The organism is Stenotrophomonas sp. Steno-Z4 (assembly GCF_056393145.1).
Map to the genome: position 1 here is coordinate 18,917 of NZ_JBWJPC010000002.1, position 12,629 is coordinate 31,545.

The 12,629-nt window shown below is 70.3% G+C and carries 9 protein-coding genes; 6 read left to right on the top strand and 3 right to left on the bottom strand.

Features of this window, described 5'->3' with window-relative positions:
• The first annotated feature begins 9 nt into the window (after nucleotides 1-9).
• Nucleotides 10-432 carry a hypothetical protein gene (locus AC06E7_RS06545; RefSeq protein WP_478063661.1) on the top strand — a complete coding sequence of 141 codons (423 nt, stop codon included), beginning with the start codon at nucleotides 10-12 and terminating at the stop codon, nucleotides 430-432.
• A 27-nt stretch (nucleotides 433-459) separates the two neighbouring features.
• Here the strand turns inward: AC06E7_RS06545 and recD are convergent, their stop codons facing one another.
• From recD to recC, 3 genes are read right to left on the bottom strand one after another with little or no spacing between them, the layout of a single operon-like run.
• Complete coding sequence (recD, locus tag AC06E7_RS06550; RefSeq protein WP_478063663.1) at nucleotides 460-2,349, bottom strand: exodeoxyribonuclease V subunit alpha; 1,890 nt, start codon at nucleotides 2,347-2,349, stop codon at nucleotides 460-462.
• A complete protein-coding gene (gene recB, locus AC06E7_RS06555) occupies nucleotides 2,346-5,993 on the bottom strand; it encodes an exodeoxyribonuclease V subunit beta (protein ID WP_478063665.1) in 3,648 nt (1,215 codons plus the stop codon). The genes recD and recB overlap by 4 nt, the downstream gene beginning before the upstream one ends.
• The gene (gene recC, locus AC06E7_RS06560) at nucleotides 5,990-9,334 is read right to left on the bottom strand and encodes an exodeoxyribonuclease V subunit gamma (RefSeq protein ID WP_478063667.1); all 3,345 of its coding nucleotides are present in this window, start codon (nucleotides 9,332-9,334) and stop codon (nucleotides 5,990-5,992) included. Before recC ends, recB begins: the two co-directional genes overlap by 4 nt.
• A 234-nt stretch (nucleotides 9,335-9,568) precedes the next feature.
• On the opposite strand from recC, the gene AC06E7_RS06565 reads away from it, so the two are divergent.
• Genes AC06E7_RS06565 through AC06E7_RS06585 form a run of 5 tightly spaced genes read left to right on the top strand, consistent with a single transcriptional unit; the run spans nucleotide 9,569 to nucleotide 12,628 of the window.
• A complete protein-coding gene (locus AC06E7_RS06565; protein WP_478063669.1) occupies nucleotides 9,569-10,357 on the top strand; it encodes an ABC transporter ATP-binding protein in 789 nt (262 codons plus the stop codon).
• Entirely contained in the window at nucleotides 10,357-11,106 is a 750-nt protein-coding gene (locus AC06E7_RS06570; RefSeq protein ID WP_478063671.1) for an MlaE family lipid ABC transporter permease subunit, read from the top strand. Before AC06E7_RS06565 ends, AC06E7_RS06570 begins: the two co-directional genes overlap by 1 nt.
• 37 nt (nucleotides 11,107-11,143) lie before the next feature.
• Nucleotides 11,144-11,668 carry an outer membrane lipid asymmetry maintenance protein MlaD gene (mlaD, locus tag AC06E7_RS06575; RefSeq protein WP_068854468.1) on the top strand — a complete coding sequence of 175 codons (525 nt, stop codon included), beginning with the start codon at nucleotides 11,144-11,146 and terminating at the stop codon, nucleotides 11,666-11,668.
• Entirely contained in the window at nucleotides 11,665-12,327 is a 663-nt protein-coding gene (locus tag AC06E7_RS06580; protein WP_478063673.1) for an MlaC/ttg2D family ABC transporter substrate-binding protein, read from the top strand. The genes mlaD and AC06E7_RS06580 overlap by 4 nt, the downstream gene beginning before the upstream one ends.
• A complete protein-coding gene (locus AC06E7_RS06585; protein ID WP_068847978.1) occupies nucleotides 12,317-12,628 on the top strand; it encodes an STAS domain-containing protein in 312 nt (103 codons plus the stop codon). Before AC06E7_RS06580 ends, AC06E7_RS06585 begins: the two co-directional genes overlap by 11 nt.
• Nucleotide 12,629: the final 1 nt, after the last annotated feature.

The following is a 12,629-nucleotide window of genomic DNA, read 5'->3' on the forward strand; positions in this document are numbered from 1 at the left end:
GTAATCCCAATGAGTTACGACGTGATGGTGTTCGACCCGGCCGTGGCGCCGCGCGAAGCGGAGGCGTTCCTGCAGGGGTACAACGCGCAGACCGAATGGAACGAGAAGCACGAGTACGACGACGCCGCCGTCTCGGTGCCGGCGCTGCAGGCCTTCTTCACCGAACTGGCCGAAGATTTCCCGCCGATGGACGGCCCGCTGTCCGATGACGAGGATGACCGCCCGCAGGTGACCGACTACAGCATCGGCACCCATATCATCTATGCCTCGTTCGACGACGAGGTGGCCGAAGACGCCCATGGCCAGGTGCAGATCCTGGCCAACAAGCACCAGATCGGCTTCTTCGATGTCAGCGGCGACGGTGCGATCGTGTACCCGGACGGCACCGTGCTGATTCCCGGGGAAGAGGAAGAAGAAGAAGGCGACGCCTGATTCTGCAAGCGTCGGTAGCGCCTTTCTCTACCAGAGTTCGCCTTGGGCGGGCGCTGCAGGTACAGCCGGGCAAGGCCCGGCTCTACCCTCCAGTCGCTGCGCCAGCCCGGACAACCGGCTGGCATGCCGCGCCAACGCGGCCTGCATCACCTCTGCACTGCCCAGCACATGCAACGCCTGCCGCGCGCGGGTCATGCCCGTGTACACCAGCTCGCGCGACAGCACCCGGTTGTCGCGCCGAGGCAGCTGCAACCAGACCTCATCGAATTCGGAGCCCTGTGCCTTGTGCACGGTCATGGCGAAGGCGCTTTCGTGGGCGGGCAACGCCGCCGGGTGGAAGGCGCGTGGCTGCTCCGGGCTGTCGCCGGGGAACCAGGCCAGCATCGCGCCTTCGCGGCTGCGCAGGCACAAGCCGATATCGCCGTTGAACAACCGGTGCCGGTAACTGTTTTCGGTGATCAGCAGCAGCCGGCCATGGAAATAGCGCGGGCCACTGCCCGGGCGCGCGCTGCCGGCCAGGGCGGCTTCGATCCGCTCGTTCAGCCCGCGCGCACCCTGCGGCCCCTCGCGCAGCGCGGTGAGCAGGCGCAGCCGTCCGGCCTGCGCCAGCGCCTGCACCGGATCATCGGCTTCGCCCAACCCGCGCCAGTGCGGCAGCAGGGTGTGCCGGTGCTGCAGCAGTGGGTCGACCTGGTCTTCGTGGAACGCCACGCCGGCCAGGCTGCCGCCGCGCAGCAGCTGCAGCGCGGTAGCGCTGTCGCCCTCGCGCACCGCGCGCGCCAGCGGCGCCAGGTCCAGCGCATCGCTCTGCCGGTACCCGCGCTGCAGCTGCACGCGGCGACCGGCGAACGCGCGGGGCGGGGCCAGCGGCAGCAACGCAGGGGCGGCCAGCAGCGGGCGCAGCGCGGCCGCGTCATCGGCCTGGGTGCCCAGCCCGTCGCCGCTGGCCTGCAGGATCGCGCTGAGCACGTCACCGGCTTCCACCGACGGCAGCTGGTCCGGGTCGCCCAGCAGCACCAGCCGGGTGCCGCTGGCCACCGCTTCGACCAGCTTGGTCATCAGCGGCAGGTCGATCATCGAGGCCTCGTCCACTACCACGATGTCGTACGGCAGCGGGTTGTCGGCGTGGTGGCGGAAGCGTGGCGAATCGGGAATGACGCCGAGCAGCCGGTGCAGGGTCGCCCCGGTGGTCGGCATGGCCTCGGCCAGTTCGGACGCGACACCCACCAGGCGCAGCCGCTGCAGCGCCTGGCGCAGGCTGTCGGCCATGCGCTCGGCGGCGCGGCCGGTGGGGGCGGCCAGTGCCACCCGTGGCAGGGCCGCACCGGCCTGCTGCGCCTGCGCGGCCAACAGCACCAGCAGGCGCGCGATGGTGGTGGTCTTGCCGGTACCGGGGCCACCGGTGACCAGCACCAGCGGATGGCGCAGCGCCACTGCAGCCGCGCGCGCCTGGTGGTCGATGCCCTCCAGCGCCTGCGGGAACAGCTGGGCGAACAGCGTGGCGAGCCCGCCCGGATCGTGCGCCGGCAAAGAATGCGCGGCGATGCGCTGCAGGCCGAGTGCCAAACGGCGTTCGTATTCGCGGTAACGGCGCAGGTACAGCAGGCCGTGTTCGAGCACCAGCGGTGCATCGGCGGCCAGCACGTCGTCGCTGTCGGGCGATGCCACCCACGGCGATGCACGCAGCTGCGCCAGCCATGTGTCTGGCGAAGGCCAGTCCAGCTCGGCATCCACCAACCGCCGGGGCGCTGCCGGGTCGACGCCGGCGTGGCCCTGCGCCACCGCCAGCGAGGCCAGCGCGGCGGCGGCCAGCACCGCATCCGGCGTCTCCGGCTGCAGCCGGCGCAGGCTCTGCGCCAGCGCATGGTCGAGCGTGCGCAGGGTGCCCTGCTTCAGCAGTGCGTCGAGCAGGCTCATGCCTCACCCCGCGCGCGTGCCACCAGTTCGGCGTGCTTCCCGGGGCCGCCTGCAAACAGTGCATCCATCGCCTCGACCAGGGCCGGGGCGAAGCGCTGCGCATGCACGCCCGGTGCGTCGGCGCGTCCCGCTTCCAGGCCGCGGCAGAACAGATAGCGGATGCCGCCCAGGTCGCGCTCCTGTATGTAGTGGCTGCCCAGCCGGAAGCGCAGCCAGCGGTGCAGTGCCACGGTGTAGATCAAGGCCTGCAGGTCGTACTCGCTGCTTTGCATGGCGGCTGCAAGGCGCGCGGCGTCGTAGCCGGGCAAGCGGTTGGATTTGTAGTCGAGCACGTACCAGCGTCCGTCGCGCACGTAGGTCAAGTCGATCTTGCCGGTCATCAGCCCCTCGAGCTGGCGTCGCGTGCCAAAGCCGCGGCGGTCCGGCACCAGCCCGTGGTGGTGCAGCAGCTGCAGCAGCGCCGGCACCGCGGTGGGCTGCATGGCGAAGTGGAACTCGATCTCGGCCCGCCGGTCGTGCAGCGGCACGCTGTGCAGCGCGCCGCCTTCGGGCAGCTGCACGGTCAAGGTCTGGCCGACCAGCGGCACCAGCACCGCCACGCCGTCGTCCAGGTCGGCATCGGCGTAGCCTTCGCTGCGCAGCGATTCGCGCAGCACCTCGGCCTCATCGCCCGGCGCCGGGTCGCCCGCGCGCCAGTCCGCCCAGCGCGCGAAATCGGTGTTCTCCAGTGCATCGTGCAGCACGTTGCCGAAGCGGCTGCCCATGAAGCGCGGGTCGATCTCCGGCTGCGGCTCACCGGGCGCGGGCGGTTCCACTTCCAGCGGCAGTTCCACGCCGGCCGGTTCGTCGGCTGCCGGGGCCGGCGCTTCGGTGGCCACCGCGTCGGTGTCGTGGCCGGCGTCGGCGTGGGCCAGCTGGGTGAAGCTGTACACCCACCAGTCGTGCGGCACCCGCCGGGTGATCGCGCGCACCGGCGGCAGCTCGCCTTCGCGCTGCACTTGCAGCTGCGCCGGGCGTGGCTCCACCGGGCCTTCGATCACCGCGATGTCCGGGTGCGCGCGCAGCGCTTCCAGGTCGGACAGCATCGGCGCCAGCCGCGTCTTCGCCAGCCCGGCCAGGTCGCCGGCCGCGATCCACAACGCGTGCTCGGCGCGGGTCAGGCCCACATACAGCAGGCGCGCGTCTTCAGCACGCTGCTCCTGTGCGCTGCGCTCGCTGGCCGCGCTCCAGGCCTCGTCCTTGTCGAGCTTCCAGTGCAGCTCGCGTCGACCTTCGGCGTACACGGTGCAGTTGGAGTCGGTGTTGCCGCCACCGCTGTCGATGCCCACGAACGGCAGGAACACCAGCGGGTATTCCAGGCCCTTGCTCTTGTGCAGGGTGATGATCTGCACCCGGCGCGCATCCGATTCCAGCCGCAGCAGCTGTTGTTCGTCGTCCTGGTCGGCGTGTGCCATCTGCACCTGCAGCCAGTCGAGCAGGCCGTGCATGCCCAGCGCCTGGCCCGCGGCCTGCTGCAGCAGCTCGCCAAGCTGCAGGTAGTTGGTGAGCCGGCGTTCGCCATCCAGCAGGCCCAGCAGGCGTTCGGCGTGTTCGGCGCACAGGTCGGCGATGACCGCGAACGGCCCGCCGCGCAGCCAGCGTTCCCGCCACAGCAGCAGCCGGGTCTGGAACGCACGCTGCGGGTCGCCGTCGCGCTCCATCGCGTCGATGGAGGCGGCGTTTTCGCCCAGCAATACGGTCGACAGCGCCGCGCGCAGGCGGCCTTCATCGGCCGGCTGCAGCAGGGCCAGCAGCAGCACGCGCAGCTCGCGGGCTTCGGCGGTCGCGTACAGGCTCTGCTTGCCGGCAGCCACCGCCGGAATGCCCACCGCGCTCAGCGCGCGCTGGATGCGGGTGGCTTCGTGGTGGCGCCGCACCAGCACTGCGATGTCGCCTGGCTGCACCGGCTGCCCGCGCAGCAGCGCGCGGCCTGCGCGACCCTCCAGCAGCACCTGGTGGATCGCGGCCACGCAGGCGTCGGTGGCCTGCTGGCGCGAGGGGTCTGCCTTGAAGTCAGCACCATCGTCACTGCGCAGCAGGCGCAGGGTCAGCCCGGGTGCGGGCTGGCCATCGCGCAGGAAATCGGCATCGCTGCGGGTACTGCCCGGCAGCACCGGTTCAAAGGCGATGTCCGCTTCCAGGAACGCGCGCTCGCCTGCGGCGTCGTACAACGCCTGCAGCGCGCGCAGCACGCCGGGGCGCGAACGGAAGTTGCGGTTCAACGCCGGTGCGGCCTCTGCTTCGCGCTTGGCCTTGAGGTAGGTGTGGATGTCGCCGCCGCGGAACCCGTAGATGGCCTGCTTGGGATCGCCGATCAGGAACAGCGCCGGCGCCAGCCCGGCGTCGCGGGTTTCGGGCGAATCGCCAAACACGCGCTGGAAGATGCCCCACTGGCGGTCGTCGGTGTCCTGGAACTCATCCACCAGCGCGATGGCGTACTGTGCGCGCAGCTGCTGCACCAGCGCCGCGCGGTGCGGGCCCTCCAGTGCGGCGGCCACGCCGTCGATCAGGTCATCGTAGGTCTGCACGCGGCCGACCCGCTTGAGTTCGTCCAGCCGCGCACGGGCCTGCCCGCGCAGCTGGTGCAGCAGCAGCAGCGCCTGCTGGCGCAGCCACTGGTCGCAGGCATCGGCGGCGTGCCACCAGGTCTGCAGCGCATCGAACAGCGGCGAGGCCGGGCAATGGCCCTGCTGGTCCTCCTTGCAGAACCCGAGCAACGCCACCGGCAGCAGCTTGCCCAGGTGCGAGGTGGAACCACGCGGCCAGGTGCGCGCTGCACGACCGGCCAGCAGCTCGGCAAAGGCTTTGTCGAAGCTCGGCCTCCGCGCGCGGCGACCGTCGAACAACTTGCGCTCGAAGGCGTTGGCGATGCTGGCCTGGGCGGCGTCGACATGCGCGTCGATCGCACTGCCGAGCGCCTCGGCGGCCACCTGCAGCGCGGGACTGGGATCCTCCAGATGCTGGTGCGGCAACGCGGGCCGCAGCGGCAACGGCATGATCAGCGCCGACAGGTCGCGCGCCAGCGCATCGGGCGCGGACCACAACCGGGTCAACGCATCCACCGTGGCCGGGTCGTTGGCATGCACGCGCCACAGGTCGGCCGCCAGCTGGTCGTGCAGTTCGCGTTCGCTGGGCAGCAGCGTGGGCGGGTCGAAGGTATGCCCGCTTTCCAGCGCGTGCTCGCGCAGCACGCGGGTGCAGAAGCCATGGATGGTGAAGATCGAGGCCAGGTCGATCTCATCGGCGGCGGTCTGCAGGCGCTGGGCCAACGCTGCGGGGGTTTCCCGGCCAAGCGCCAGTTCGCGCTGCAGCAGGTAGCGGGTCAGCTGCACCTCGGGTGCGTCGTCGGCGGCCGGTGCGCGCGCCAGCAGCTGCGCGGCCAGCGCCAGGCGCTCGCGAATGCGCTTGCGCAGTTCCTGGGTGGCCGCGTCGGTGAAGGTCACCGCCAGGATCTGGCCGATGCGGTAACCCTGCTCCACCACCAGCCGGGTGAACAGCGTGGCCAGGGTGAAGGTCTTGCCGGTGCCGGCGCTGGCCTCGATCAGGCGCACGCCGTCCAGCGGCAGCGACAGGTACGGGTCGTCCTGCAGCATCAGCCCGCTCATGCCACGGCTCCTTCGTCGCTGAAGCCCTGGAACACCCGGCCCTCGCGGACCGCACTGAACACCACGAAGCTGGTGTGCAGCAGCTGTTGATAGCTGTCTGCGTCGGCGAAGGGATCGCGGCCGCGCAGGGCCAGCTGCACCGCATCGCCGCTGGCTTCGCCCCAGCGGCGTTCGCCGCCATGCCATTGCGCCCAGCCTTCGCTTTCGCGCTTGGCGGCGGGCGCGCGGTACAGCGTCCAGGCGGTGTACGGCCCGTACAACAGGGGCGCGCACATGCCCTCGCGGCGCAGCTGCAGCAACGCCTGCAGCGCCGCCCTGGCGGTGGGCGCGGGCACTGCCGGCAGCACGTGCGGCCCTACCCCGTCGTCGCCGCCGTCGTGGAACTCGACCAGCGCCAGCGCATCGCCGGCGGCGTTGGCCAGCAGCCAGTCCAGCCCATGCCGGATCGCCGCCGGCCCGTTCAAGCTGCCCGCGCGCAGGCGCACGATGCCCTGCGGGTGGATGTCGTCCACCCGCCCATGCAGGCGCACGCCATCAATCTCCACCTCATAGCGGCGGCTGTCGGCGTCGCTGTCGCCGCGCCATTGGGCCAGTGCCAACGCATACGGGCGGGTCTGCTCCTGCAGGGCCTGGAACTGGCGTTCGCCCAGTGCGCCGGACGGCAGCAGCGCGCGGGCGCGCAGGCGTGCATACAGAGGGGTGTCATCGCCCTGCAGGGTCGCCTCGATCACCGCGTGCTGCAGCAGGCGCTGCTCCAGTCCCCGGCCGGCCAGCACCAGTGGCTCCAGGTCGTCGGCGGTGGTCAGGTCATCGGGCAGGCGCAGGCCCAGCCGCTGCGACAGGAACTGCCCGGCGGGATCGACCAGGAAGCGGCGCAGCGCGTCCAGAGAGAGTTCGGGCGCGCCCTCCTGCTCCAGCGGCGCCAGCGCCTGCTCGAACCACGCCGGCGGCGCGCGACGCACGCTGCCCAGCGAACCGGCGGCCGGGTGCCACTGCTGGCGGTAGCTGAAACGGCGCGGCTCATCGCCGCCACCGAAGGCGGCCGGCGAGAATGGCTGCAGCGAATGGCGCACGGTCAGCTGCTTTGCCGCCGCCGAGGGATCCTCATGGTATTCGGCGGCGGCATCGATCAGCTCGCTGACCAGCACCGAGGGCTCGCGCACGCTGCCATCGCGCGGATCGGCGCCCAGGTAGCTCAGGTAGAACACATCCTGCGCCGAGGCGAACAGCTGCAGGAACAGGAAACGGTCGTCCTCGCGCAGCGAGCGGTCGCCGTGGCGGCGCTTGTCGGTACCCAGTTCGGCAGTGAGCTGGTTGAGCCCGGCGGCCGGGTCGCGGCGCGGGAAATCGCCATCGTTCAGGCCGAGCACGCAGATCACCCGGAACGGCAGCAGCCGCATCGGCACCATGCGCCCGAAGCTGATGCCACCGGTGAGCAGCGGCGCGCGCGTATCGGCCTCGCTCAAGGCGCCGGCGAAATGTGCGCGCACTACCTCTGGCGGTACCGTACCGGTGAACCCGGCGCGTTCGGCATCGCGGGCGAACTCGTTGACCAGCTTGCGCAGCCGTTCCAGCGCGCGCTGGCTGCTGGCCGCTTCCGGTGCCTCGGGTAACAGCGCATCCAGCATGGCCAGCAGGCGCTGGCGCCAGTGCGCCGGTGTCAGCGCCTCGCCCAGTGCGCGCTGGTAACGGGCCAGTACCCGCATCAGCCCAAGCAGGCGGTCCAGCGCATCCAGTGCGCTGCCTTCCAGCTCCGGCCACGGCGCCACCCCGGCGATGTCGCCGTCGCTGCCGCTGGCATGGCCCAGCAGCAGGCGGTCCAGCGCGAACTGCCAGGTGTAGGCATCATCGTCCGGTGCCTGGTGCTGCGCGCGGTGCGCCGCACTCAAGCCCCAGCGCGCACCGGCGGCCTGCAGCCAGTCGTGCAGGCGGTCGAACGCGGCCGCATCCAGCCCGGCCGCTTCGGCCAGCGGCGCGCTCGCCAGCAGGTCCAGCACTTCATTGAGGCCAAAGCGCGACACCGGCAATCCCAGCAGGTGCACGAACACATCGGCGAGTGGTTCGCCGGTCAGCGGACTGGTATCGGCCAGGGCGTAGGGAATGTGGTCTTCGCCACCGCTGCGACCGCCGAACACCGCTTCCAGGTACGGCACGTAGGGGTCGATGTCCGGTGCCAGCACCGCGATGTCGCGTGCCTGCAGCGGCGGATCGAAGCGCGGGTCCTGCAGCAGCGCACGCAGCTGGTCGTGCAGCACCTGCAGTTCGCGCAGGCGGGTGTGGCAGGCATGCACCTGCAGGCTGGGGTCGTTGCGCAGCAGCCCCGGGCGCAGCGCACCGGCCGGTTGCGCGCGGCGGTGGAACAGGTCGCGCTGCAGGCGGTGCAGCAGGCTGTCGGACAGGCCGCCGTGCGCCATGTCCGGGCGCGCGTCGTCTTCGGGATCGTCGTAGGCCGCGATCTCACCGGAAGGATGCACCACTTCATAGCTGCCCAGCACCGCCATGAAGTCGCGCCCTGCCGCGCCCCAGGCCTGCAGCAGGCGGTTCTCATCGCTGCCATTGCCGAACGGATCAACCGCGCCAGCACGCAGCCGCCCGCCCAGGGTCTGCAGGTCGCCCCAGTAGGAACGCGTCGGCGTGGGCAGGTAGAAGTGCAGCGTGCCGACCCGCGCCTGGGTGGCCACCACGCGCAGCACATCCGGCGAGACGTTCAAGGTGGCGAAGGCGAACAGGCGCGGCGGCAGCCCCGCCGGCAATGGACGGTCCGCGCCTTCGAAGCCGTCGAGATAAGCATGGATGCGACGCGCGCGGTACTGGTGGCCGCTGCCGATGTGGCGCCACAGGATCGCCTGCGGATCCAGCGGGTCGGCGCCGGCCTCCCAGCGCAGCAGCCAGTCGCGGCGCCAGGCCTGGTACTTCTCGAACACCGAGGCCAGTTCCCCGGCCAGCGCCCACGGCTTGAGCGGGTCGGGCTGGGACAGGTACGCCTGCAGCGCGCGCAGCGGCGGCTGCGCCATCAGCAGCGGGTCGGTCAGCGCGGCGTACAGCTTCCAGTGCAGCGCGGCGGCAGTGAGGTCGTCATGTTCGCCCGGCACATTGGCATTGAGCGCGCGGGCCACGAACTCGCCCGGGGTCAGGAACGCCAGGTTGGCGGCGATGCCATACTCCGCCGCCAGGGTGGACTGCAGCCAGCGCCGCATCGCCACCTGGGGAATCAGCACCACGTCCGGCTCCAGGATCGACTGCCCCGCCACCGGCTCGCGCAGGGTGCGGGCCAGCAGCGCGGCCAGCACGTCGAGCGAATTGGAGTGGTACAGGCGGAAGTCTGAAGCGGGGTCGGTCATCGCGGCAGTGTGCCGCAGCCCGGCGCCAATCTCGACCCTCGCCGATACGGGCGGCAGGCCGGTGACGTCTGTGACCTCCCGCACAGATCAGGGCGGTACGCAGTGTTGCGGGCCGGGAACCGCGCCGTGGCGGGGCTTGGGATGCCGACATGCGACAATACTGCACGGTCCAGTTCGGTTTTGTTCAGCCGCCCACCACGATCTTACAACGTTGGAATTTTGTTAATGGCGTCCATGACGGCTTCCGCAGAATCGCTGGTGCAGTTGGAGAACGTGCGTATTGATCGCGGCGGTCGGGCGATCCTGCGCGACGTTTCGCTGTCGGTACCGCGTGGCAGCATCACCGCCGTGCTCGGCCCGTCGGGCAGCGGCAAGTCGACGCTGCTGGCCGCCCTGACCGGCGAGCTGCGCCCCGCGGCGGGCAGCGTGACCCTGTTCGGCCAGCCCATTCCCACCGGCAGCAGCGCGTTGCGCGCGATGCGCCGCAGTGTCGGCGTGCTGCTGCAGGGCAATGGGCTGCTGACCGACCTGACCGTGGCCGAGAACGTGGCGCTGCCGTTGCGCACGCACACCAAGCTACCGGCGCCGGTGCTGCGCCGGCTGGTAGACATGAAGCTGCATGCGGTGGGCCTGCTGGCCGCCGCCGATGCCTGGCCGCGCGAGCTGTCCGGCGGCATGGCGCGCCGGGTGGCACTGGCGCGCGCGCTGGCACTGGACCCGCCGCTGATGATCTACGACGAACCGCTGACCGGGCTGGACCCGATCGCCAGCGGCGTGATCATGAGCCTGATCCAGCGCCTCAACCACAGCCTGGGCCTGACCAGCATCATCGTCAGCCACCATGTGCACGAGACCCTGCCGATCTGCGACCAGGTGATCGCCATTGCCAATGGCGGCGTGGTCTTCCAGGGCAGCCCGGTCGCGCTGGAGTCCAGCCAGGACCCGCTGCTGCGCCAGTTCCTGCACGGACAGCCGGACGGCCCGATCCCGTTCGATGCCGCGCCCCGCGCGAAGGTGGCCTGATGCCGTTCGTTGAAAGCACCCGTTCACTGGGCCGAGCCGGCCTGTTCTCGCTGACCGTGCTGCGCGGTTCGCTGCCGACCGCCGACTTCCTGGCCGAGCTCACCCGCGAGATCTACAAGGTGGGCGCGCGTTCGCTGCCGATCATCGCGGTGGGCGGTGCCTTCGTGGGCCTGGTGCTGACCCTGCAGGGCTACCGCACGCTCACCACGTTCGGCGCCGCAGATGCGCTGTCCACCCTGCTGGGCCTGTCGCTGTACCGCGAACTGGCACCGGTGCTGACCGCACTGCTGTTCATTGGCCGCGCCGGCAGCTCGATTGCCGCGGAGTTGGGGCTGATGCGCGCCACCGACCAGATCAAGGCGCTGGAGCTGATGGCGATCGATCCGGTGGCCAAGGTGGTGGCACCGCGCTTCTGGGCGGCGGTGGTCACCGTGCCCCTGCTCACCGGCATCTTCTGTTCGCTGGCGATCAGCGCCAGCTACTTCGAAGCCGTGCACGTACTGGGCCTGGACAACGGCGTGTTCTGGTCGGCGCTGAGCAACAGCGTGGATTTCTGGGACGATTTCGGCGTGGCAATGCTGAAGTCGGCCATTTTCGGCGGCACCGCCGCGCTGGTCGCGTCGTACGTGGGCTTCCACGCCGAGCCCACCATCGAGGGCACGTCGGTGGCCACCACCCGCGCGGTGGTGAACGCCTCGCTGCTGGTGCTGATGTTCAACTTCGTGCTGTCGGCCATGATGTTCCGCTGACCCGCAACCCCCTTTGATCAGATACGGTGAGATGAACATGGCCATCCGCGGTCCCAGACTCGAATTTTCCGTCGGCGCCTTCCTGCTGCTGGCGCTGGCCTCGCTGCTGGTGCTGGCGATGGCATCGACCAACCAGCGCTGGGGCTTTGGCAGCGAGGGCTACGAACTCAAGGCGCGCTTCACCCAGATCGGCCAGCTGCGCAAGCAGGCGCCGGTGAAGATCGGCGGCGTGGTGGTGGGCCAGGTGGGCAACATCGACCTGGACCCGGTCCGCTTCGATTCGATCGTCACCCTGAAGCTGGACCCGAAGTTCAAGGATCTGCCGGCCGATACCTCCGCCGGCATATTCACCAGCGGTTTGCTCGGCGAGAGCTATATCGGACTGCAACCGGGCGGTGACCCGGAGGTGCTCAAGTCCGGTGACGAGATCGTCTTCACCCAGCCGGCCGTGGACCTGATCCAGATGGTTGGCAAGTACATGTTCAGCGGCCCGGGTAATGCCGGCGCCGCTTCCCAGGAAGCTCCCGGCGCGGAAGCGCCGGCAACGGAACCGCAGAAATGAAAAAGACCCTGATCCCGGCGCTGCTCGCTTCGGCCCTGCTCGCCACCCTGCCCTCGATGTCGTTCGCCCAGGCCGCCCCGGCTACCGCCGCCGCGCCGCAGAGCCAGGCCGGCAAGGTGGTGCTGGATGCCAGCTCCCGCATCCTGAACACCCTGCAGCAGCGCCGTGCGGAGTTCAGCAAGAACCCGACCGCGCTGCGCAGCTATATCGACAGCGAGCTCAACCGCACCTTCGACCGTGATTACGCGGCGCGCCTGGTGCTGGGTTCCAACGCGCGCACGGCTTCGGACGCGGACGTGAAGCTGTTTGCCGATGCCATGGCCGACAACCTGATGCAGCGCTACGGTTCGGCCCTGCTGACCATCCAGGGCAAGCCGAGCTTCCGCCTGAAGGGCGAGCAGCCGCTGCCGGGCAACCGCGGGGTCAAGGTATCGACCGAGCTGCTGCGCGCCGGCAGCGAGTCGACCCCGGTCGAGTACCTGATGCGCAACGTCAACGGCCAGTGGAAGATCTTCGACGTCAATATCGAAGGCATTTCCTACGTGCAGACCTTCCGTACCCAGTTCGACGGCCCGCTGCGCCAGAAGGGCATCCAGGAAGTGGCCAAGGAACTGCGGGGCGGTACCCTGCAGGCCGGGCCGGCCGGTAATGGCAAGTAACGCCACCGTACAGCTCGACGGTCCGCGCGCCCGGTTCACCGGCGTGCTGGACCGCGATGCGGTCGTGGCGTTGTGGCCGCAGCTGAAGGCCCTCCCCGACAGCATCTCCCAGCTCGACCTGGCGGCGGTGGAGGGCGTGGACAGCGCCGGCCTGGCGCTGCTGGCCGAGCTGTCGGCGCGCGCGCGGGCGAACGGGCGTACGCTGGTTCTCAACGGTACCCCTCCTGGTTTCACCGAACTCAGCGCCGCCTATCGGCTGGCGCCGTCCCTGGATTTCAATGCCCCTTCTGCCGCGAGCTGAC